Origin of the sequence: Bradyrhizobium sp. HKCCYLRH2047, from assembly GCF_051168175.1 — a bacterium.
Lineage (GTDB): Bacteria > Pseudomonadota > Alphaproteobacteria > Rhizobiales > Xanthobacteraceae > Bradyrhizobium.
In genome coordinates this window covers 432,602-453,359 of the sequence record NZ_JBNPUM010000002.1, presented here as the reverse complement: position 1 = coordinate 453,359, position 20,758 = coordinate 432,602, and the positions used below count along the sequence as shown (strand labels likewise).

The following is a 20,758-nucleotide window of genomic DNA, read 5'->3' as shown; positions in this document are numbered from 1 at the left end:
CCTCAGCATGCTCCAAACGCAAGCGGCCCGCGCTTGGCGCGGGCCGTTGCCGTTTGAGTGCTGCGGATGTTCGAGATCAGTTCAGCTTGCGCTTCGGGATCGGCGCCTCGAACGTCGCGATCTCCGCCGTACGATGCGCCTTGCCGTTGAAGGTCAGCACATTGCCTTCCGACGAGATGGCGACGTTGTCGCCATCCTTGATGTCGCCGGCGAGAATCATCTCGGCGAGCGGATCCTGCACGCTGCGCTGGATCACCCGCTTCAAGGGACGGGCACCGTAGGCCGGATCCCAGCCCTTGGCGGCGAGCCAGTCGCGCGCGTCGCCATCGAGCGACAGCGTGATCTTGCGCTCCTCCAGGAGCTTCTGGAGCCGGGCGAACTGGATCTCGACGATCCGGCCCATCTCGCTCTTCTGCAGCCGATGGAACAGGATGATCTCATCGACGCGGTTGAGGAACTCGGGTCGGAAATGGCTCCGCACCGTGCCCATCACCAATTCGCGGACCTCGGACGTATCCTCGCCCTCCGGCTGGTTGACCAGGAACTCGGAGCCGAGATTCGACGTCATGATGATCAGCGTGTTGCGGAAGTCGACGGTGCGGCCCTGGCCGTCGGTCAGACGGCCGTCGTCGAGCACCTGAAGCAGCACGTTGAAGACATCCGGATGCGCCTTCTCGATCTCGTCGAACAGGACGACCTGGTACGGCCGGCGGCGCACGGCCTCGGTGAGCGCCCCGCCCTCGTCATAGCCGACATAGCCGGGAGGCGCGCCGATCAGCCGCGACACCGAGTGCTTCTCCATGTACTCGGACATGTCGAGCCGAACCATCGCGGTCTCGTCGTTGAACAGATACTCGGCGAGCGCCTTGGTCAGCTCGGTCTTGCCGACGCCGGTGGGGCCTAAGAACATGAACGAGCCCATCGGCCGGTGCGGGTCCTGCAGGCCGGCGCGCGAGCGCCGCACGGCGGTCGCAACCGCATGCACGGCCTCGAACTGGCCGACGACGCGCTTGCCGAGCGAGTCCTCCATGCGCAGCAGCTTGTCCTTCTCGCCCTCGAGCATCTTGTCGACCGGCACGCCGGTCCAGCGCGAGACCACCTGCGCGATGTGGTTGGCGGTGACCGCCTCCTCCATCATCTCGCCGGCATTCTCCTTGGCCTCGATGTCGGCCAGTTGCTTCTCCAGCTCGGGGATGCGGCCATAGGCCAGCTCGCCCGCCTTCTGATACTCGCCGCGGCGCTGCGCGTTGGCGAGCTCGATCCGCAGGCCGTCCAGCTCGCTCTTGAGCTTCTGCGCGTTCGACAGCTTGTCCTTCTCGGCGCTCCATTTCGACGTCAGCGCCGCCGATTTCTCCTCGAGATCGGCGAGCTCCTTCTCCAGCGCCTGCAGCCGCGTCTTGGAGCCGAGATCGCTCTCCTTCTTCAAGGCCTCCTGCTCGATCTTGAGCCGGATGATCTCGCGGTCGAGCGAGTCCAGCTCCTCGGGCTTGCTGTCGACCTGCATCTTCAGCCGCGCCGCCGCCTCGTCCATCAGGTCGATGGCCTTGTCCGGCAGGAAGCGGTCGGTGATGTAGCGGTTCGACAAGGTCGCCGACGCCACCAGCGCGGAGTCGGTAATGCGCACGCCGTGATGCTGCTCGTATTTGTCCTTCAGGCCGCGCAGGATCGAGATGGTGTCCTCGACCGTGGGCTCGGTGACGTAGACCGGTTGGAACCTGCGCGCGAGCGCCGCGTCCTTCTCGACATGCTTCTGATATTCGTCGAGCGTGGTCGCGCCGATGCAGTGCAGCTCGCCGCGGGCGAGCGCGGGCTTCAGCAGGTTCGACGCATCCATGGCGCCGTCGGCCTTGCCGGCGCCGATCAGGGTATGCATCTCGTCGATGAACAGCACGAAGGTGCCTTCGGCCGCCGTGACCTCCTGCAGCACGGATTTCAGCCGCTCCTCGAACTCGCCGCGATATTTCGCGCCCGCAATCAGTGCGCCGAGATCGAGCGACAGCAGCCGCTTGTCCTTCAGGCTCTCCGGCACGTCGCCATTGACGATGCGCAGCGCGAGGCCTTCGACGATCGCGGTCTTGCCGACGCCGGGCTCGCCGATCAGCACGGGATTGTTCTTGGTGCGCCGTGACAGCACCTGGATGGTGCGGCGGATCTCCTCGTCGCGGCCGATCACCGGATCGAGCTTGCCGTCGCGCGCCGCCTGGGTCAGGTCGCGGGCATATTTCTTCAGCGCATCATAGGCGTTCTCGGCGGTCGCCGAGTCGGCCGTGCGCCCCTTGCGCAGGCTCTCGATCGCCGCGTTGAGATTCTGCGCGGTGACGCCGCCCTTGGCGAGGATGCCGCCGGTCTCGCTGTTCTTCTCCAGCGTCAGCCCGAGCAGCAGGCGCTCCACCGTGACGAAACTGTCGCCGGCCTTCTCGGCCGCCTTTTCCGCCGCGTCGAAGGCGCGCGCCAGCTCGGGCGACAGATAGATCTGCCCGGCGCCGCTGCCCGACACTTTCGGCAGCTTGCCCAGTGCGTCCTCGGTCGCCTTCAAAATCGCGCGCGAATTGCCGCCGGCGCGATCGATCAGACCGCCCGCGAGGCCTTCGCTATCGTCGAGCAGAACCTTCAGCAGATGCAGCGGCGAAAACTGCTGATGGCCGTCGCGCATCGCCAGCGATTGCGCCGATTGGATGAAGCCCCGCGCGCGCTCGGTATATTTGTCGATATTCATGATGTTTCCCTCAGCCTGCTGTGACGCCCCGAAGGCACGGCTTCAGCATCTTCATTGGGTTTCGGACCGCGCACGTTGACGTCCATCAACGCCGCAACCATTGACGTCGCCGGCTTGCGCCCGGCTTGAGTGGAAATGTGGGAAGGCGGTGCGAAAACGGAAGGGGCCGCTTCACAAATTCGTGTGCCCTGGCCGCGACCATGGGAATCTCCTATGAGGCAGCATGAGCCAGACCCCTCCCGCGCGCATCGCCGGCCTGTACCGCTATCCGGTCAAGGGCCTTACCCCGGAACCACTGCAAACGGCCCCGTTACGGGTCGGCGAAACGCTGCCGGCCGATCGCCGCTACGCGCTGGAAAACGGCCCAACCGGCTTCGATCCGGCGGCGCCGGTGTGGAAGCCGAAAACGGCGTATCTGATGCTGATGCGCAATGAGCGCCTGGCCGGGTTCAAGACGCACTTCGGCGACGCGACCAACATCCTCACCATCCGCAAGGACGGCGCGATCGTCGCCCAAGGCGACCTCGAAAGCGCCGACGGCCGCGCCGCCATCGAGGCGTTCTTCGCGCGCGAGTTTGCCTACGAGCTGCGCGGCCCGGTCAGGCTGCTGTCGGGCGGTGGCTACGCCTTTACGGATCTGGCGCGCAAGGTGGTCTCGATCATCAACCTCGCCTCGATCGCGGAGATCGAGACCTTGGTCGGCGCGACCGTGCATCCGCTGCGCTTCCGCGCCAATGTCTACGTCGCCGGCTGGCCGGCCTGGCACGAGACCTCGCTGATGGGCGAAACGCTGCGGATCGGCTCGGCGCGGCTCAAGGTCGTCAAGACCACCACCCGCTGCGCCGCCGTCAACGTCGACCCGGACACCGCCGCCCGCGACCTCGACATCCCGCCGGCGCTGATGGCCCGGCGCGGCAACAATGAATGCGGCATCTACGCCGAGGTGATCGCAGCCGGCGACATCGCGGTCGGCGACGAACTCGCGGTCGAGCAGCTGCGGCTGGTGTAGTTCGAGCACTCACCGCATCGACGGTGCGCCCCCTCTCCCGCTTGCGGGGGAGGGCCGGGGTGGGGGCGCCACACGCGAAAATCTTCGTGAGGACAGACTTCCCCGACCCGCATCGCCTCTCCGATGCGACCTCCCCCGCAAGCGGGGGAGGCGCAGAGCGCGCGAGCCGCGAGGGCTCACCTCATCAGTTCAAGTTCGAGAGCTCTCAGTTCGGCATCACATAGGCATACACGCGGCCGCGCAACACCGCGCTCTCGCGGACGCGGTTGCCGTTGTTGCCGGAGATGACGATCGGATTGCCCTGGGCATCGACGCCCGAGACCACGCCGACATGACCGCCGCCGCGGCGGCTCATCACCGCGATCGCGCCGACCTGCGGGCCGGAGACGCGCTGGCCATAGCTCGCAAACGAGCGCGCCATGTCGGAGCCGGTGCCGCGATGGCCGGTGCGCTCCAGCACCATGTTCATGAAGCGCGCGCACCACAGGCTGCGCCGGCCGGTCGGATTGCCGCTGCCGATGTAGCTGCGGGCCGCGGAGACGACGCTGCTGCCGCCACCGAAGCCGCCGGACGAGGCCATGCCGTCGGACGCCGTGCCCGGCATCATGACGCTGGCCTGCGCATCGGCAACGCCGCTCACCTGCACCCGCGCCACGCCGCGCTCCCAGCGCGACAGCCGGGCGACGGAACGCCGGTGGTGATGATGCCTTGCGTAGTGATGGCCGCCGTGGCTGCGGTGGGCATGATGCCCCGAGCCGTGATGCGGACGGGCCGATGCCGGTGTTGCGGTGACGGCGACGACTGCCGCACCCATGGTCAGCGCAACGATGTGAAGCGACCGGCGAAGGGTAGACACAACCATACTCAATCCTTCTGTTACTTCCCCCAGTACCCTGACTTGGCACCCCCTGGTCCTCAGCGCGGCCCCTCTGCAAGCCGCCAGCGGAGGTCCGTAAAATGTTGCGCTGTGACGAAACCATGACCATCGACGGCAAAAGCCTGGCGACGAGAGGGTGATTCCGAGTCTATGTTACGGCGAAAACAAGGCCGTCGATCGGGACGTTGTCGCGTATCGCGCGACTCGTCATCATCAGGCACGCGACACGGGAGGAGCTGACGATGCCCCATGCAACGGCCAAAGATGGCGTTCGCCTCTATTTTGAAGAGGTCGGCGTGGGCACGCCGCTGATCTTCCTGCACGAGTTCGCCGCCGACCACACCAATTGGGAGCCGCAACTGCGCTACTTCGCGCGGCGCCACCGCTGCATCGCCTACTCCGCGCGCGGCTACACGCCCTCGGACGTGCCGGCCGCGCCCGACGCCTATAGCCACGTGCATTTCTACACCGACGCGATCGCCGTGCTCGACCACCTCGGCATCGACAGCGCCCATTTCGTCGGCCTGTCGATGGGCTCGTACTCCGCGCTGCAGGTGGCACTGAACGCACCGGATCGCATCCGCTCGATGGTGCTGGCCGGCGTCGGCTCGGGCTCCAGCCTCGAGCATCTCGAGGCCTTCCGCGCCCAGTGCCGCGCCACCGCCGAGCAGTTCGAGACACTCGGCTCGGCCGAGACCGCCAAGGTCACCCGCGAGGCCCCCGGCCGCATTCCTTTCCTCATCAAGGACCCGCGCGGCCATGCCGACTTCTACGCCGCGCTCGCCCGCCACGACGCGCGTGGCTCGGCCAACACCATGCGCGGCTTCCAGGGCAGCAGGCCATCGATCTACACCATGACGGACGCCATCCGCCGCGTTACAACCCCGGCCCTGATCATCTGCGGCGACGAGGACGACGCCTGCATCGCGCCGAGTTTGTTTCTCAAGCAGCATCTGCCGGCGTCCGGGCTAACGTTCTTCCCGAAGTCCGGACATGTGTTGAACCTGGAGGAGCCGGCGCTGTTCAACGCATCCGTCGAGCGCTTTATCGCCCTGGTCGAGGCCGGCCGCTGGGGACCGCGCGATCCAAGGTCGATGGCAGGATAAGGAGGCATGCTGCTGCTCCGACTACATCTGTCATTGCCCGCGCACTGGATCGCACGGTCAAGCCGGGCGATGACAGCGTGTTTTGCAGCAGCCACTGTGCGTCCAGACGTCCCTCAGATCGCCGCCTCCTCCAGCCGCTGCCGCAGCAGCGGCACGGCGAAGTCGACGAAGGCGCGCAGCTTCAGCGGCAGCCGGGTCTGGCCGTCATAGACGAGATGCACCGGGCGCGGCGCCGGTTCGAAGGCTTCGAGCACGAGCTGAAGTCGGCCGCTGCGGACATGATCGACGACTTGATAGGACAACGCCCGCACCAGGCCCGCTCCCGACAGGCCGGCTTCGATCGCCGCATCGATCGTGTTGACGCCGAGGCGCGCGCGGAAGCTGGCGGGGATCTCGGCGCCGTCGACTTCGAACGGCCAGGTGCCGGGCACCGACACGCTCTGGAACGAGATCACGCCGTGCCGTGCCAGATCCTCCGGCCGCGCCGGGCAGCCATTGGCGGCGAGATAATCCGGGCTGGCGCAGATGACGTGGCGGACGCTGCCGAGCCGGGTGGCGATCAAACTCGAATCCGGCAACTGGCCGATGCGCAGGGCGACGTCGACCTGGTCGTCGAGAAAGTGCGCGACACGATCGGTCATCACGAGATCGACCGCCACGTCCGGAAAGGCGCCAAGGAAGCGCGTCACCACAGGCAGCGCATGCAGCCGGCCGAACATGATCGGCGCCGTCACCACGAGATCGCCCTTGGGCTCGGAGTATTCGCCGCTGGCGACACGCTCGGCCTCGGCGACCTGTTCCAGGATCGCGCGCGCCGCTGCGACATAGGACCGACCCGCCGGCGTCAGCTCCAGGCCCTTCGCCGAGCGGATCAGAAGCGAAGCCTTCAGATGCGCTTCGAGCTCGGCCACCTTGCGGCTGACCGTCGCGAGCGGCAGCCCGAGCGTCCGGCTGGCCTTCGACAGACTCCCGGCCTCGGCTGCGGCCAACAGCACCGCCATGGCGTCCAGACGATCCAACGTATCTTTCCAAAAAATGGGAGGCCTCTTCTCGAATCTAGCGACTCGCGCCCGATTTTGGAAGGCATAGAACCAGGGTGACGGGCGGCCAACGAGTCCCGACCGCCCGAGACCAGGAGCTTCCCCATGACCACCCAGACCCGCTTCCGAACCGCGACCGTCCACGGCCGCAACGTCTTCTACCGCGAGGCCGGCGACCCGACGGCGCCGACGATCCTGCTGCTGCATGGCCTGCCGACCAGCAGCCAGATGTTCCGCGACCTGATCCCCGCGCTCGCCGATCGCTTCCATCTGGTAGCGCCCGACTACATCGGATTCGGCCATTCCGACGCGCCGTCGCGTGCAGAGTTCGACTACACCTTCGACAACCTCGCCCGGCATGTCGCGGGTCTCGTCGACGTGCTCGGGCTCGAGTCCTACATTCTCTACATGCAGGACTATGGCGGGCCGGTCGGCTTCCGCCTGTTCACGCGGCGGCCGGAGCGCGTGAGAGGCTTCATCCTCCAGAATACCAATGCCTATATGGAGGGGGTCGGCGAGGCGCCGAAGAAGGTGCTGCTGCCGTTGTGGGAGACGCGCACGCCGGAGACCGAGGCGCCTGCTCGCGAGCTGCTGAGCCTCGACGGCACCAAGTTCCAATGGCTGGTCGGCGCCAAGGATCCCGAGGCCGTCAATCCCGACAACTGGACTCTCGACCAGGCGCTGCTCGACCGTCCGGGCACCCAGGACTACCAGCTCGATCTGCTGGAGAACTACAAGACCAACGTCGCGCGCTATCCGGAGTGGCAGGCGGCCTTCCGCGCCCACAGCCCGAAGACGCTGATCGTCTGGGGCCAGCACGATCCGTTCTTCATCCCGCCCGGCGCCCGCGCCTATCTCAACGACCTCGCCGACGTAAAGCTGGTGTGGCTCGACGCGGGACACTTCGTGCTCGACGAGAACACGCCGAAGGTCGCAGCCGAGATCAAGGCGGTGTTCGCGGGCGAGAGAGCGCGCGCATCATCTGCGGCCTAATCCAACAGGGATCGTCACACCACGGAGTGCTGGCAAGCGCGACAGCCGAGGCTCGAGTCGCGCTCTCGCCCGCGCCGGTCGCTGTGTCCTCCGAGAGGCCGCGGCGTACTGGATGCCCGCTTGCGCGGGCATGACAGCCGAGGCTCCCCACCCTCCTCCGTCATCGCGAGCGCCAGCGAAGCGATCCAGGGGCCACATGGAACGGCGTCACGCGTGGCCCCTGGATTGCTTCGTCGCTTGCGCTCCTCGCAATGACGCCCGAAAGCTCCGGCGTCCTCCTACTCGCCGATGATCTTGATCAGCACGCGCTTGCGCCGTCCGCCGTCGAACTCGCCGTAGAAGATCTGCTCCCACGGGCCAAAGTCGAGCTTGGCTTGCGTGATCGCGACCACGACCTCGCGGCCCATGATCTGGCGCTTCATGTGGGCGTCGGCATTGTCCTCGCCGGTGCGGTTGTGGCGATAGCCCGCCACCGGCTCGTGCGGGGCGAGTTCCTCCAGCCATTGCTCATAGTCGTGATGCAGCCCGCTCTCGTCGTCATTGATGAAGACCGACGCCGTGATGTGCATGGCGTTGACGAGCACGAGGCCCTCGCGCACGCCGCTCTCCTTCAGCGCCGCCTCGACCTCACCCGTGATGTTGATGAAGGCCCGCCGGCCCGGCGTCTGGAACCAAAGTTCCTTGCGGAACGATTTCATCGGAACAATTCCAATCTCGTTTGCCATGGCTGCTGATACAGTTATCGTGTCGGTCCTCGAGTGTGCCGCAGCTCACAGCGCGCAGTTCCGACTTCGCCCACACTGGACACGATGGGGTGCATACTGCAAGCCACGAGGCACAGTCTCGCTCCGTCATACAATCCAAGATTGAACCGAACGTTGCGCGGACAGACTTAACTGCATTGCCGATCTCATTTCGACGATGACAACGACAGCGTGGCGGCTCGCCTTTGGGCGACGACCGTGCAGACCTGATCCGGCTGCAGCCGCTCAAATCTCATCGCACGAGAAGCTCGACTTCTACAGGCCCGGCGCCGATCGCAGCGAGTCGCCATTCAGAGGAGAGAGACAATGAGTTTGCTGCGTATCAATCTGTTTGGCGGTCTTGAAATCAGACGGGTCTCGGGCGAGCAGGTCGTCATCCCAAGCCGCAAGGCGGCAACGCTCCTGGGCTATCTCGCCCTCACCTCTCCGCACGGCATTTCACGCAGCAAGCTGGCCGCACTCCTGTGGGAAGGCCGCTTCGGCGACAATGCGCGCGCAAACCTGCGCCAGGCGCTGTTGACGCTGCGCCGGGTGCTGCCGCAATGCGCCGACGTCATCTCGGCGGAGCGCGACGACATCCGCATCCATCCGAACGCCGTCACCACCGACGTGCAGGAGTTCGAGCTGCTGCTGCAACTCGGCGATCTGGAAACCATGGCCCGCGCCGCCGCGCTGTTCCGCGGCGAATTGCTCGACGGCATCAGCTCGACGTCCTGCGCGTTCGAGGCGTGGCTCTCCGCCGAGCGTCAACGCTTGAAGACTCGTGCGATCCGGGCGATCGCGGGCCTGCTCGACGTCGGCGGCCGGGAACATGTGGAGATCGCCACGACGTTCTCATTGCGTGTGCTGGCCGCCGATCCGCTGCAGGAGGACGTCCACCGCACCTTGATGCGCTGCTACGCGCAGCAGGGCCGCCGTGCCGACGCCCTGCGTCAATATGACTTCTGCCGCACCATCCTGCGCAAGCAGGTCGGCGCCACGCCGGAGAGCGAAACCGAATCCCTGCAGCGTGAGATCAGGCGCATGCTCCGCGTCTGACGATCGGCGCGACCTTGCTCCATGCGTTCCACACACGATCGATTTTGACGGCACTTTCACGCCCTGCTTGACACTTGCATCACGGCCACACGCGCAACATCGCCCTCGATCGACGTCGCGCAGCAACTACTCCTGATGAGGTCAAGCGGCGCGCCGCTCGAAGATCAGACAACGAGCGAGGAGACTCAACATGAGTGGCATGCAGCAGTCGACTGAAGACTATGGTCAATTGAATCCCGAAGGGATCTTCGGCTCCGTTCTCGGCAGGTTCGCCGGACAAGCGATCGGACGCCTGATCGGCGGCAAGACCGGCCGCGACTTTGGCGGCGCCATCGGTGGAATCGCCGGCGGGTTCGCGCCGTTCTCGGCCGGCCCCGGCACCGAGCAGCCGTCGGAGATGGAGCTGCAGGGCTTCTGGAGCGTACTCAAGAAGATCGGACAGGGCGTCCAGACCGGTCTCAATGTCGGCCACAACCTCGGCATCTTCAGCGCCGGTCCGCAAGCGGCCCCCGCCGCCGCGCAGCCGACCGACATGGAGCTGCAGGGCTTCTGGAGCGTGCTCAAGAAGATCGGTCAGGGCGTCCAGACCGGTCTCAATGTCGGCCACAACCTCGGCATCTTCAGCGCCGGCCCGCAGGCAGCCCCCGCCGCCGCGCAGCCGACCGACATGGAGCTGCAGGGCTTCTGGAGCGTGCTCAAGAAGATCGGACAGGGCGTCCAGACCGGCCTCGATGTCGGCCACAACCTCGGCATCTTCAGCGCCGGCCCGCAGGCCGCCGCGGCGGCGCAGCCGACCGACATGGAGCTGCAGGGCTTCTGGAGCGTGCTCAAGAAGATCGGACAGGGCGCGCAGACCGGCCTCAACATCGGGCATACGCTCGGCATCTTCGCCACCGGCCAGCCCACCGGCACGATGCACTAGACCGATTGGAAGCAACGATCCGCGACATTCGCAACGCGGATGCAAGCGAGTGAGACGGTGGGCGCGCCGAAGGTCCGCCCACCGCCGACCTGACATGGAGGGAGCGAGGCATGCCGGATCCGAACTCGGAGCAGGAATTCATCGTGCAGGGCGAGCCGGTCAAGTCCGGCCAGCTTGCTGATCATCTGAGCCGCGAGCCCGGCGTGAAGCGCATCGGTCAGGTCGCCCCCGACGTCGTCATCCTGTCGATGACGAAGAGCCAGGCCGATCGCCTCCGATCGACTTTCAGCACGATCGTGGTCGAGCCGAACGCTCCACTGAAACCCTTTGGCGCCGGCTGACTCCAGCCGCGCCCCCGACGATGTCACGAGCGAGGATGAAGGAGCCCGCAGATGGCCGCACGAAGCAAATCCGAAATCTCTGATCAGAAGGATGCGGCCGGCACGGCCGTCAACGGCACCGGAGCGCAGCCTGGAGCGGAGCAGCCCTCAGCCGAGGCCGCTGCCGCACCGCAGGCCGCAGCACGGGTGACCGCCGCATCAGCCCCTGCCTCGCCAGGGACCGGTCGCAGCGACGGCGGCACGGCGGCGCCAGCAACGGGCCAACCCGGCGCAACGATCTCGCAGCGGCGGGCGCAGTACATCCTGGCCCCGCGCCAGCAGACGGGGCTTGCGACCTTCAGCGCCGACTTCATCGTCCAGCAACTGACAAACACTCCCGACATCGACGTGGTGAAAACGATTCAGCCGCCGCGGCTGCTCGGATTTCAGAGCGCCGACCCGGGACAGGCGCCGCTCGGCCCCATGGTGCTGGCCCGCATGACGCCCGACAAGGCCGAATTGCTCAAGGCCCAGGCCGGAGCGCGGCTCGCGGTCGAGCGCGATGCGCCGCTCACCTACATGCTCGATCCGACCGTTCCGCAGACTCCGGCGCCGCACCAGCTTCCCAATCCCGGCGTTCTCATTCCCCTGGCCGACGGCTTCTCGACGACGATCGAAGTGGTCGGCGAGAGCGGTCCGCTGCCGGAAGTGGAAGTCTACGTGTTCGGCAGCGTGTGGCCGGTTCAGGGCGTCACCAACGCCAGCGGCCGTGTCACGCTCAAGATTCAGGGCGAAACGCCCGACACCATCCGCTCGATCCTGATCAAGCCGCGGGTCGATTACTGGACCTTCTGGCTCGACCGCCCGCAACTGACCCCCGACAGCGTAAATCGCATTGCCACGAAGACGCTGGGCGCCTACCTGCGCGGCTTTCCCGGCCAGCAATTGCTGGGATGGGGCCAGCGCGCGATGGGCCTCGATCGTGTTCCCCTCGCCTACAATGGCGCGGGCGTGAAGATCGCGGTGATCGATTCCGGCGCAGCACCAACGCATCGCAATCTGCACGGCGTCACGATCGGCAAGAGCATCGTCGGCAATGATCCCGCGAGCTGGACCATCGATACCATCGGTCACGGCTCGCATTGCGCCGGGATCATCGCCGGCGGCCCGGTCGGCAGCGGCGGCGGCATTCGCGGCTTCGCTCCGGCGGCCGAAATCCATGTCTGCCGGATCTTCCCGGGCGGCCGGTTCAGCGATCTCGTCTCGGCGCTCGACTACTGCATGGAGAACGGCATCGACGTCGCCAATATGAGCCTGGGCGGCGGCGAGCCGTCGCAGATCATCGAGGAGCGGATCCTGCGGGCCAAGCAGATGGGCCTCGCCTGTATCGTCGCTGCGGGAAATTCGTCGGGGCCGGTCCAGTTTCCTGGCTCGACGCCGCATTGCCTGTCGGTCGCCGCGATGGGCAAATGGGGCGAGTTTCCCGAGGACAGCTTCCACGCCCAGCAGGCGCTGGATGGCTTCCGCAGCAGCGACGGATATTTTCCGGCGAAGTTCAGCTGCTTCGGGCCGGAGATCGACGTCTGCGCGCCCGGCGTCGGCATCGTGTCCTCGCTGCCGGCCGATGGATTCGGGGCGTGGGACGGCACCTCGATGGCGACGCCGCATGTCACCGGCCTCGCTGCGCTGGTGCTGGCGCATCATCCCGACTTCAAGGGCCCGTTCGCGACGCGCGACGCGCGACGCGTGGAGCGGCTGTTCCAGATCCTGAAGGAGACGTCGACGCCGCTGCAGTTCGGCGACCCCAATCGTGCGGGAGCCGGGCTGCCGAACGCGATGCGCGCCCTCGGCCTGGAAGCGGCCGTCGCCTCCGCGCCCGCGGCCGATCCCTCGCTCGACGTCCTTCGTCGTCTGCTGGGACTGGCGCGCGGCGAAGCGCAGAACGCCGCGACGTCTCCGACGCTGGCGCCGCAGGCGCCCAATGGCAAGCCCAACGGATCCGGCTCGGTTGCCAGGGGCCCGGCAACGACGACCGGCGAGTGGTCGAGCCCGGCCGCCGGTGATCCCAGTCCGGCGCAGATCCGCGACATGATGCACAAGGTCGGCTTGCTGTAGATTGCCGACGAGGCAGCAGCGACCAAGCCGCATCAGACGTTGTACGACGGGCAGTTTGCGCATGAGCTTCATGCACGAACTGCCCGTCACGTTAATTGTCATTAGATATGCGACCACCGTGAGATATGCGACCACCGTGTGAATGAGTTAAGTCCAGAGGGATTGAAGACGCGCAATCCTCGCCGGATCACCGCGGCGGTCTGCGCTATCAAGCAGCCGCAGCCAGAATCTCTGCCCACGCCTCCGGCGTGACTGCGTAGGGACCAACGGCGCCGCTATGGAATTTGCGCCATAGCGACGGGCGGATCAGCGACGCGCCGAGCGCAGCGATGACGGGAACGAGCGCAAGCGGATCGCCCGCGACTGGCGTCAGTTCCTCGGTTGATCCGGCGTAGTCGCCGCGTGCCGCAATCGCATCGATCGCTTCGCGCAACACCGCGATCCGCGCCCCCGTCTGCTCGGCGGCGCCAAGGATCGCCAGCAGCGTCTGGCGGGTCCGCACGCCGGCGGCCCCGGCCGGACATTCCCCAGTCGCAGCACCAATGGCCGCATCGATCATCGCCGCAACGAGATCCACACCCGCCGCGAAGGCGTTGGCAGGTTCGACCAGCCGGGGATTGACATCAATGATGACCGGTCCGCCATCGGCGATGATCACATCCATCGACAGCCCACCGCGCCAATCCAGCAACGCGACCAGCCGCGACAGCATGACGGCCAGACCGGGCAGCACGATGCTCTGCTTCAGCGACGCTCCGCCACCGACGCCCTCGCGCACGCGAAGGCAGGCATGATGCGCAACCAGCCGGCCGCGGTTGGCAACGGCCTGCACCATTGCGAGCGGCCCTGCCACCTCGGACTGGACAATCAACGCCGAGCCGTCACCAAGTCCAAGCTCGCGCGCGGCTGCATTGAGCTCGGCGGCGTTTCGCGCCCTGCGGACGCCCGAGCTTGCCGTGCTGACGGGGCGCTTCAGAAAAACGGGATAGGCTGCGACGTCACGGAGATCCTCGATCCGCGAGACCATCGTCGTGGGCGGCTGTGGCACGCTTGCGGCTTCGAGCGTATGAAAGGCGGATATCTTGTCTTGAACCCGCGTGAGACTTTTGAACGGCGGCGCGATCGTGGTGACCCGAAGCTGCGGCAATCTTGCCGAGAGCACCGTCACCTGCTCCTGCGTCGGAAACAGCAGATCGACCTTTCGCTCGGCTGCAATGCGTTCTGCCGCGGCGAGCCATCCGAACGGATCGCGTCCGAACCGCGGCACGTCATGAACCGCCCGCACATGCCGGGTGAAGCGCGACAGGCAGATCCGCGTCGAGGATAGGATCTCGACCTCATGTCCGAGCGCGCCGAGGCGCCCGGCGACCTGACGCGACGTGAGGCCTGATCCTTCCGACAGCAGGACGCGCATCCCAGATCGCCTCACGTTCCTGAAGAGAAGAAGTGTCGGAGATCGCGAAAGGTGGCATCGAACCGCGGCCAAATCAATGTTTGTGCTTGGCTCGCGGTCTCGGCGAGCCTTGAGCCGCGTCCATCAGCGATAATTAATCGCGGCGCATCGGTTCGGAGAGTCCGGGATCGACCTGCCAACGCCGCGTGATGTTGGTGACAGGGAGAATGCACGTGATGTCCGCACGACGGGCAGATCGCGCATGACGCTCATGCACGAATTGCCCCGTCGTGTTAGTTCGTCGCACGAAAGTCCTTGCGCCGTCGGGCAAATCAGGCGCAGATTTCCGCGCGTCCCGCCTCACAGCAAGAGGGGCGTATCGCGGTCGTCACGAACGCTGAGTGTGGGATGCGATGGGCGTGTCGGATTGCGCGTGGGATTGCCCGCGCGGACGAACAATTCCGATGCGCACGGTCAAGTCGCGCGGTCCTGGCATCCCGACGCTGATGTCAAGTTCGTTGTGGTGCTCTGCATCACGCGGACGACGGTGGCCAGAAAGCCGGCGCACCGGGGAGAACGCGAAGCAGCCGTTCAACCATCGCGCAGGGAAGGCCGGGTGTTCCGGCTCGTACCTGTGGTTCCTGCCGCCTGCATTTTTTTCGCAGGCGGGCCATGGGTGCGGCCAGCATCCGGCCTTCCCTGCGCCTCTGCGTTATCCGGAGGCGACGCGTGACGCAAAGCTCGGGCGCGGATGCGCCGCGAGGATAAGGCAGCATGTCTCAGACTAACCGCTCTTTGAAAAGTGGAAACCGCCAACCCCAAGCTCGTCATGGCCGGGCTTGTCCCGGCCATCCACGTCGCTCCGCAAATACGATTTACATTGTGATCGTATCGAAGAGATCGTCCCAATCTGGATTAGTTGCAATGATCAGCCCGACCTTCCAGGCACGTGACCAATGCTTGATGTTGTGCTCGCGCTGGATCGCGCTCTGAATGTGTCGTCGAAGACTTCGAAGTAAACGAGCCGCTTCAAACCATATCGCTTAGTGAAGCCGTCGACGAGGCCAGATCGGTGCTGATACACCCGGCGCACGAGATCACTGGTCACACCGACGTACAGCGTGCCATTCGGACGATTGGTCATGAAATACACGTAGCCGCTCGCCATGTCGTCATACTGCAAGACGTGGATGGCCGGGACAAGCCCGGCCATGACGTGGGGAGAGAGCGAGGACCAAACTTCGGCAGCACCCCGGGGCTGCGCTCGGTTCCCTACCGCCGCTCACCCCTGCTCAGCAGGAACACCCCCTGCTCGCCGAACATGTTCCAGAACCACCAGGGCATGGCGACGCGCAGGGGACGGCCGTAACTATCGAGGGCGACGGCGCGTTCCATCTTGACGTCGATCTCGTCGCAGAGCTGCACGAAGTCCTTGATGGTGCAGAAATGAATGTTCGGCGTGTCGTACCAGGTGAAGGGCAGATTGTCGGTGCGCGGCATGTGGCCACCGACCAGCAACTGCAGCCGCAGCCGCCAGAAGCCGAAATTCGGAAAGGTGACGATGGCGCGGCGGCCGATGCGCAGCAGGTTCTCCAGCACGACCTTGGGCTGCCGCGTCGCCTGCAGGGTCTGCGACAGAATCACGTAGTCGAACGCGTCGTCCGGATAATCGACGAGATCCGTATCGGCGTCGCCCTGCACCACCGCGAGCCCCTTGGCGACGCAATGGTTGACGCCCTCGCGGGACAGCTCGATGCCGCGGCCGTCGATGCCGCGGCTTTCCAGCAGTTGCAGCAGATCGCCATCGCCGCAGCCGATGTCGAGCACCTTGGAGCCGCGCTCGACCATGCCGGCGACCAGCAGATGATCAGGCCGATAGGCCAGCACCTCGCCGCCAGTGAAGCCGTTCAGCGGCAGCACACCCTGCATGCTCATGGCTCAGTCTCCCTTCGCATGGGCAAGCCCGCGCGCCTTGCCGGCGGAATCGAGAAACGCGCTGGCGATCTCGAAGAACTCGGGGACATCGAGCAGGAACGCGTCGTGGCCCCGGTCGGTCTCGATCTCGGCGAACGACACCCGCGCGCTGGAGGCGTTGAGCGCATGCACCAGCGCGCGCGACTCCGCAGTCGGAAACAGCCAGTCGCTGGTGAACGACACCACGCAAAAACGGGTCTTGATGCCGCGAAACGCCGCCGCCAGCACGCCGTCATGGTCGCCGGCGATGTCGAAATAATCCATCGCCCGCGTCAGATAGAGATAGGAGTTGGCGTCGAAGCGCTCGACGAAGGACGATCCCTGGTAGCGCAGGTAGCTCTCGACCTGGAAATCGGCGTCGAAGGAGAACGTCGGCAGCTCGCGGTCCTGCATGCGGCGGCCGAACTTGCGATGCAAGGCGGCGTCGGAGAGGTAGGTGATGTGCGCAGCCATGCGCGCCACAGCCAGGCCGCGATGCGGATGCGTGCCCTTGTCGGCGTAACGGCCGTGATCCCAGTCGGGATCGGCCATCACGGCCTGGCGGCCAAGCTCGTGGAAGGCGATGTTCTGCGCCGAGTGGCGCGTCGCGCAGGCGATCGCGAGATTGGCGAACACGCGCTGCGGATAGGCCACCGTCCATTGCAGCGCCTGCATGCCGCCCATCGAGCCGCCCACCACGGCGAACAGCGTGTCGATGCCGAGATGGTCGATCAGCATCGCCTGCGCCCGCACCATGTCGGGGATGGTGATGATCGGGAAATCGAGCCCCCACACCTTGCCGGTGGCGGGGTTCAGCGAGGCCGGCCCGGTCGAGCCCATGCAGCCGCCGATCACGTTGGAGCAGATGATGAAATAGCGACTGGGATCGAGCGGGCGGCCGGGACCGACCAGCGTCTCCCACCAGCCGGGCTTGCCGGTGACGGGATGGCGGTTGGCGACGTGCTGGTCGCCGGTCAGCGCGTGGCAGACCAGCACCGCGTTCGACCGGTCGGCATTGAGCTCGCCGTAGGTCTGGTAGGCGATCTGGAACGGCGACAGGTCGACGCCGCAATCGAGCCTGAGCGGCTTGTCGGCGCCGAACTGCGCCACCGGCGAGCTCGGATGATCGACCTCGTGCGAGCGCTCGTCGGGCGCGACCGTGCGCAACGCGGATGTAGGCGTCGCAGATTTGGACGTCGCAGATTTGGACTTCGCAGATTTGGACTTCGGCGTCAGACCTGTCATGTCTCTCACCCCAGCCATCCGGCCAGGGCTCCCGAACCACGTGACACATCAGGCCATGAAAAACCCGGCCTGAACTGGGGTTCGGCCGGGATCGATAACGTCCCCGGCCTGTTTAGCGAGTTTTTTAACGTGGCTGCAAGCCGGCCGGCTCAAATGACCACGGAACGGGCAGAAACTAGTCCCGCGGGCGCTATTCGTCAAGGCAAGCTGGGGTTGACCGTTGGTCGGGCGCTCCGCCGCAGGTCAGCCAAGCCTGGATGGCGCAAAGTAAACTTGCTGTTGCGCAGGTCCGCGGCATCGGAGAGAACGGCATCCGTTCCTTTGGCCGCAGGTTTTCCCGTGGCCTCGCGAAGAGTGACACGGACCATGTCGAACCCGCCGCCAGCCCCGCCCTCGCTCGCCGATCTGCGCAAGGAGATCGATGCCATCGACGAGCAGGTCCATCAGTTGCTGATGAACAGGGCCGACATCATCGACCGGCTGATCAAGGTCAAGAAGACCCAGGAGGTCGGCTCGGCGTTCAGGCCCGCGCGCGAGGCCGACATGATGCGCCGCCTGGTGCAGCGCCATCGCGGCATCCTGCCGCTCGACACCGTCGAGGGGATCTGGCGCGTCATCGTCTCGACCTTCACCTATGTGCAGGCGCCGTTCTCGGTTCATGCCGACGTGTCGGTCGGCGAATCCGCGATGCGCGATTCCGCCCGGTTCCATTTCGGATTCGTGGTGCCCTACGTGCCGCATTTCAGCGCGCAAGCCGCGGTCGAGGCTGTGGCGCGCTCGAAGGGCGATCTCGCGCTGGTGTCGACGACCTCCGGCCATACGCCGTGGTGGATCACGCTCGAGCCCGTGGGCGCGCCAAAGATCATCGCGCGGATGCCGTTCATCGAGCGCGCCGACCATCCCGCCGCGCTGCCGGTGTTCGCGGTGTCGCGCGTCGCCGACGATGCGCTGGTGCTCGAGGTCGAGACCTGGAGCATCCGCGTCTCCGGCTGGAATGCGCAGGTGTCGCGGGCGCTGTCGCCGCTCGCCGACGTCATCGCGGTGCCCGATACCGCCTTCGACGGCGCCGCACTGCTGGTATCGATCGAGTCGCCGTCGAACCTCGACAAGATCAAGGCTGCCCTGATCGCGGCGGGCGCCTCGGTACGCTCCGCCGCCCTCGTCGGCGGCCATGCGAAACGCTATACGGTTCCGAGCTGAGACGCCCCGCGCCAGTGATGATTTTCCGGAGTTGACGATGAACCGCCCCGTGCCGAACCCCGGCATCCTCGATATCGCGCCCTATACGCCGGGCAAGAGTCCCCAGCCGGAGCCGGGCCGCAAGGTTTTCAAACTGTCGGCCAATGAGACCCCGTTCGGCCCCTCGCCGAGGGCGATCGAGGCATTCAAGAGTGCGGCCACTCACCTGGAAGATTATCCGGAAGGGACTTCACGTGTGCTGCGCCAGGCGATCGGCCGCACCTACGGCCTCGATCCCGACCGCATCGTCTGCGGCGCCGGCTCCGACGAGATCCTCAATCTGCTGGCACACACCTTTCTCGGCCAAGGCGACGAGGCGATCTCGACCGCGCACGGCTTCCTGGTCTATCCGATTGCGACCATGGCCTGCGGCGCCAGGAACGTGGTTGCCGCGGAGACGGAGTATCGCACCGACGTCGACGCCATCCTTGCCGCGGTGACGCCGCGCACCAAGCTGGTCTGGCTCGCCAACCCGAACAACCCGACCGGCACCTACATCCCGTTCGACGAGGTCAAGCGGCTGCGCGCCGGCCTGCCGTCGCAGGTCGTGCTGGTGCTCGACGCCGCCTATGCCGATTACGTCTCGCGCAACGACTATGAGTTCGGGCTCGAGCTGGTCGCCACGACCGAGAACACCGTGGTCACCCATACGTTCTCGAAGATCCACGGGCTCGCGGCGCTCCGCGTTGGCTGGATGTTCGGCCCGGCGCATATCGTCGATGCGATCAACCGCATCCGCGGGCCGTTCAACGTTTCCTCGCCGGCGATGCTCGCGGCGGTCGCCGCGATCGAGGACACCGCGCATCAGCAGATGTCGAAGACGCACACGGAAACGTGGCGCAACTGGCTGACCGAGGAGATCGGCAAGCTTGGGCTGAAGGTGACGCCGAGTGTCACCAATTTCATCCTGATCCACTTCCCGACCGACAAGGGCAAGACCGCGGTCGAGGCCGACGAATTCCTGACCCGGCGCGGCCTCGTGCTGCGCGCGCTCGCCAACTACAAGCTGCCGAACGCGTTGCGCATGACGATCGGCACCGAGGAGGCCAATCGTCTGGTCGTGGAGGCTCTCAGCGAATTCATGAGGGCGACATGAGCGTCGCGGGGCGATTCGAACGCGTCGCGCTGATCGGCTTCGGCCTGATCGGCGGCTCGATCGCGCGCGCGGCGCGGCTGCAGGGCGTGGCCGGCGAGATCGTCACCACGGCGCGCTCGGAGAAGACGCGCGCGCGTGTCGCCGAGCTCGGCGTCGTCGACCGCGTCGTCGCGAGCAATGAAGAGGCGGTCAAGGACGCCGATCTCGTCATCCTCTGCATTCCCGTCGGCGCCTGCGGTCCGGTTGCGGCCGAGATCGCGCCGCATCTGAAGCCGGGCGCCGTCATCTCCGACGTTGGCTCGGTGAAAGGCGCGATCGTGCGCGACATGGCGCCGCATCTTCCGGCGAACGTCCACTTCGTGCCGGCCCATCCCGTGGCCGGCACCGAGAATTCCGGGCCGGATTCCGGCTTCGCCGAGCTGTTCATTAACCGCTGGTGCATCCTGACGCCGCCCGACGGCGTCGATGCCGGCGCGATCGATCGTCTGCGTGCGTTCTGGACGGCGCTCGGCGCCAAGGTCGAGATCATGACGCCGGACCATCACGACCGCGTGCTCGCGATCACCAGCCACCTGCCGCATCTGATCGCCTACACCATCGTCGGCACCGCCGACGAGCTGGCGCAGGTGACCGAGTCCGAGGTGATCAAGTTCTCCGCCGGCGGCTTCCGCGACTTCACCCGCATCGCCGCCTCCGATCCGACGATGTGGCGCGACATCTTCCTGAGCAACAAGGATGCCGTGCTCGACATGCTCGGCACCTTCACCGAGGACCTGTCGAAGCTGACGCGGGCGATCCGGCGCGGCGACGGCGAGGCGCTGTTCGATCACTTCACCCGCACGCGCGCGATCCGCCGCGGCATCGTCGACATCGGCCAGGATTCGGCGGCGCCGGATTTCGGCCGGCCGCTGCCGCAGTTGAAGAAGAGCTGA

Annotated in this window: 17 protein-coding genes, 1 pseudogene and 1 riboswitch; of the genes and pseudogenes, 10 read left to right on the top strand and 8 right to left on the bottom strand. The window is 66.1% G+C overall.

Annotation, left to right across the window (positions count from 1 at the left end):
* Window positions 1–76: 76 nt before the first annotated feature.
* The gene (clpB, locus tag ACQR1D_RS05610; RefSeq protein ID WP_316237072.1) at window positions 77–2,716 is read right to left on the bottom strand and encodes an ATP-dependent chaperone ClpB; all 2,640 of its coding nucleotides are present in this window, start codon (window positions 2,714–2,716) and stop codon (window positions 77–79) included.
* A gap of 223 nt (window positions 2,717–2,939) precedes the next feature.
* Between clpB and ACQR1D_RS05605 the strand changes: the two genes are divergently transcribed.
* The gene (locus ACQR1D_RS05605) at window positions 2,940–3,725 is read left to right on the top strand and encodes an MOSC domain-containing protein (RefSeq protein WP_434893770.1); all 786 of its coding nucleotides are present in this window, start codon (window positions 2,940–2,942) and stop codon (window positions 3,723–3,725) included.
* Window positions 3,726–3,930: 205 nt separating this feature from the next.
* On the opposite strand, the gene ACQR1D_RS05600 is transcribed toward ACQR1D_RS05605, so the two are convergent.
* A complete protein-coding gene (locus tag ACQR1D_RS05600) occupies window positions 3,931–4,539 on the bottom strand; it encodes a TIGR02594 family protein (RefSeq protein WP_434837973.1) in 609 nt (202 codons plus the stop codon).
* Between the two features lie 305 nt (window positions 4,540–4,844).
* Here ACQR1D_RS05600 and ACQR1D_RS05595 point away from each other — a divergent pair, with 305 nt between their 5' ends.
* Complete coding sequence (locus tag ACQR1D_RS05595) at window positions 4,845–5,708, top strand: alpha/beta fold hydrolase (protein ID WP_315802892.1); 864 nt, start codon at window positions 4,845–4,847, stop codon at window positions 5,706–5,708.
* Window positions 5,709–5,821: 113 nt separating this feature from the next.
* On the opposite strand, the gene ACQR1D_RS05590 is transcribed toward ACQR1D_RS05595, so the two are convergent.
* The gene (locus tag ACQR1D_RS05590; protein WP_315802891.1) at window positions 5,822–6,727 is read right to left on the bottom strand and encodes a LysR family transcriptional regulator; all 906 of its coding nucleotides are present in this window, start codon (window positions 6,725–6,727) and stop codon (window positions 5,822–5,824) included.
* Window positions 6,728–6,853: 126 nt separating this feature from the next.
* On the opposite strand from ACQR1D_RS05590, the gene ACQR1D_RS05585 reads away from it, so the two are divergent.
* A complete protein-coding gene (locus ACQR1D_RS05585) occupies window positions 6,854–7,741 on the top strand; it encodes an alpha/beta fold hydrolase (protein WP_434893771.1) in 888 nt (295 codons plus the stop codon).
* 278 nt (window positions 7,742–8,019) lie between these two features.
* Here ACQR1D_RS05585 and ACQR1D_RS05580 read toward each other — a convergent pair whose 3' ends face one another.
* Window positions 8,020–8,439 carry a secondary thiamine-phosphate synthase enzyme YjbQ gene (locus ACQR1D_RS05580; protein WP_316237077.1) on the bottom strand — a complete coding sequence of 140 codons (420 nt, stop codon included), beginning with the start codon at window positions 8,437–8,439 and terminating at the stop codon, window positions 8,020–8,022.
* Between the two features lie 372 nt (window positions 8,440–8,811).
* Between ACQR1D_RS05580 and ACQR1D_RS05575 the strand changes: the two genes are divergently transcribed.
* The 4 genes from ACQR1D_RS05575 to ACQR1D_RS05560 all read left to right on the top strand — a co-directional run bounded on the left by ACQR1D_RS05575 (window position 8,812) and on the right by ACQR1D_RS05560 (window position 12,900).
* The gene (locus tag ACQR1D_RS05575; protein ID WP_316216126.1) at window positions 8,812–9,543 is read left to right on the top strand and encodes an AfsR/SARP family transcriptional regulator; all 732 of its coding nucleotides are present in this window, start codon (window positions 8,812–8,814) and stop codon (window positions 9,541–9,543) included.
* 190 nt (window positions 9,544–9,733) lie between these two features.
* Complete coding sequence (locus ACQR1D_RS05570) at window positions 9,734–10,465, top strand: hypothetical protein (RefSeq protein ID WP_434837976.1); 732 nt, start codon at window positions 9,734–9,736, stop codon at window positions 10,463–10,465.
* Between the two features lie 110 nt (window positions 10,466–10,575).
* Window positions 10,576–10,806, top strand: a complete 231-nt coding sequence (locus tag ACQR1D_RS05565; protein WP_316183701.1) for a hypothetical protein — start codon at window positions 10,576–10,578, stop codon at window positions 10,804–10,806.
* Between the two features lie 51 nt (window positions 10,807–10,857).
* Entirely contained in the window at window positions 10,858–12,900 is a 2,043-nt protein-coding gene (locus tag ACQR1D_RS05560; RefSeq protein ID WP_434837977.1) for a S8 family serine peptidase, read from the top strand.
* Between the two features lie 208 nt (window positions 12,901–13,108).
* On the opposite strand, the gene ACQR1D_RS05555 is transcribed toward ACQR1D_RS05560, so the two are convergent.
* From ACQR1D_RS05555 to metX, 4 genes and pseudogenes are all read right to left on the bottom strand, one after another.
* The gene (locus ACQR1D_RS05555; RefSeq protein WP_434837978.1) at window positions 13,109–14,314 is read right to left on the bottom strand and encodes an ATP-grasp domain-containing protein; all 1,206 of its coding nucleotides are present in this window, start codon (window positions 14,312–14,314) and stop codon (window positions 13,109–13,111) included.
* Window positions 14,315–15,168: 854 nt separating this feature from the next.
* Window positions 15,169–15,506, bottom strand: a pseudogene (locus ACQR1D_RS05550) (GIY-YIG nuclease family protein).
* Window positions 15,507–15,565: 59 nt separating this feature from the next.
* Window positions 15,566–16,228 carry a methionine biosynthesis protein MetW gene (gene metW / locus ACQR1D_RS05545; RefSeq protein WP_315805723.1) on the bottom strand — a complete coding sequence of 221 codons (663 nt, stop codon included), beginning with the start codon at window positions 16,226–16,228 and terminating at the stop codon, window positions 15,566–15,568.
* 3 nt (window positions 16,229–16,231) lie between these two features.
* Entirely contained in the window at window positions 16,232–17,500 is a 1,269-nt protein-coding gene (metX, locus tag ACQR1D_RS05540; protein WP_434837979.1) for a homoserine O-acetyltransferase MetX, read from the bottom strand.
* Between the two features lie 82 nt (window positions 17,501–17,582).
* Window positions 17,583–17,662: riboswitch (SAM riboswitch) on the bottom strand.
* Window positions 17,663–17,857: 195 nt separating this feature from the next.
* Between metX and ACQR1D_RS05535 the strand changes: the two genes are divergently transcribed.
* From ACQR1D_RS05535 to ACQR1D_RS05525, 3 genes are read left to right on the top strand one after another with little or no spacing between them, the layout of a single operon-like run.
* Entirely contained in the window at window positions 17,858–18,691 is an 834-nt protein-coding gene (locus tag ACQR1D_RS05535; RefSeq protein ID WP_434837980.1) for a chorismate mutase, read from the top strand.
* A 37-nt stretch (window positions 18,692–18,728) separates the two neighbouring features.
* On the top strand, window positions 18,729–19,826 hold the full coding sequence (gene hisC / locus ACQR1D_RS05530; RefSeq protein WP_315805720.1) for a histidinol-phosphate transaminase: 1,098 nt from the start codon (window positions 18,729–18,731) through the stop codon (window positions 19,824–19,826).
* Window positions 19,823–20,758 (top strand): prephenate/arogenate dehydrogenase family protein, encoded by a 936-nt coding sequence (locus ACQR1D_RS05525; protein ID WP_434837981.1) that lies wholly within the window; start codon window positions 19,823–19,825, stop codon window positions 20,756–20,758. The genes hisC and ACQR1D_RS05525 overlap by 4 nt, the downstream gene beginning before the upstream one ends.

Coding starts and splice junctions, on each gene's coding strand:
- metW (WP_315805723.1), bottom strand. CDS start 16,228: ATGAGCATGCAGGGTGTGCTGCCGCTGAACGGCTTCACTGGCGGCGAG.
- hisC (WP_315805720.1), top strand. CDS start 18,729: ATGAACCGCCCCGTGCCGAACCCCGGCATCCTCGATATCGCGCCCTAT.
- ACQR1D_RS05565 (WP_316183701.1), top strand. CDS start 10,576: ATGCCGGATCCGAACTCGGAGCAGGAATTCATCGTGCAGGGCGAGCCG.
- ACQR1D_RS05525 (WP_434837981.1), top strand. CDS start 19,823: ATGAGCGTCGCGGGGCGATTCGAACGCGTCGCGCTGATCGGCTTCGGC.
- ACQR1D_RS05595 (WP_315802892.1), top strand. CDS start 4,845: ATGCCCCATGCAACGGCCAAAGATGGCGTTCGCCTCTATTTTGAAGAG.
- ACQR1D_RS05555 (WP_434837978.1), bottom strand. CDS start 14,314: ATGCGCGTCCTGCTGTCGGAAGGATCAGGCCTCACGTCGCGTCAGGTC.
- ACQR1D_RS05560 (WP_434837977.1), top strand. CDS start 10,858: ATGGCCGCACGAAGCAAATCCGAAATCTCTGATCAGAAGGATGCGGCC.
- ACQR1D_RS05605 (WP_434893770.1), top strand. CDS start 2,940: ATGAGCCAGACCCCTCCCGCGCGCATCGCCGGCCTGTACCGCTATCCG.
- ACQR1D_RS05535 (WP_434837980.1), top strand. CDS start 17,858: ATGTCGAACCCGCCGCCAGCCCCGCCCTCGCTCGCCGATCTGCGCAAG.
- clpB (WP_316237072.1), bottom strand. CDS start 2,716: ATGAATATCGACAAATATACCGAGCGCGCGCGGGGCTTCATCCAATCG.
- ACQR1D_RS05570 (WP_434837976.1), top strand. CDS start 9,734: ATGAGTGGCATGCAGCAGTCGACTGAAGACTATGGTCAATTGAATCCC.
- ACQR1D_RS05600 (WP_434837973.1), bottom strand. CDS start 4,539: ATGGGTGCGGCAGTCGTCGCCGTCACCGCAACACCGGCATCGGCCCGT.
- ACQR1D_RS05575 (WP_316216126.1), top strand. CDS start 8,812: ATGAGTTTGCTGCGTATCAATCTGTTTGGCGGTCTTGAAATCAGACGG.
- ACQR1D_RS05585 (WP_434893771.1), top strand. CDS start 6,854: ATGACCACCCAGACCCGCTTCCGAACCGCGACCGTCCACGGCCGCAAC.
- ACQR1D_RS05580 (WP_316237077.1), bottom strand. CDS start 8,439: ATGAAATCGTTCCGCAAGGAACTTTGGTTCCAGACGCCGGGCCGGCGG.